The organism is Pseudomonas sp. 43(2021) (genome assembly GCF_017490805.1).
GTDB lineage: Bacteria > Pseudomonadota > Gammaproteobacteria > Pseudomonadales > Pseudomonadaceae > Aquipseudomonas.
This window is the reverse complement of the sequence record NZ_JAFGYJ010000628.1, coordinates 1-282: the sequence shown is the minus strand read 5'-3', so window position 1 is coordinate 282 and position 282 is coordinate 1. Positions and strand designations below refer to the sequence as shown.

Sequence of the window (282 nt, the reverse complement as noted above, 5' to 3'; positions counted from 1 at the left end):
CTGGTTCGGTTACCGTCACTGCCCCGGACAACGTCTACACCGGCGCCAACGACCCTGTGGTCAAATCGATCGGTTCGGTCACTGGCGCTGACGTCGGCAAGTTCGAGCAGCTGACCCTGGACAAGACCCCGGTCAGCACCACCGTCACTGACGAGCCTGGCTCGGGCACCCCGGGTACCGGCAACCAAGGCGACCTGGTGCAGGTCACCATCACCGCCGATCAGGCGTCGGTGGCCGAGAACGTCAAGCCGACCTTCACTGTGCACATCAACCAGGCGCTGG

At 64.5% G+C, this 282-nt stretch carries 1 protein-coding gene; it reads left to right on the top strand.

Features of this window, described 5'->3' with window-relative positions:
• Positions 1-282: immunoglobulin-like domain-containing protein (locus tag J5M71_RS29040; protein ID WP_207839141.1), on the top strand; the 282-nt coding region annotated here is incomplete at both ends.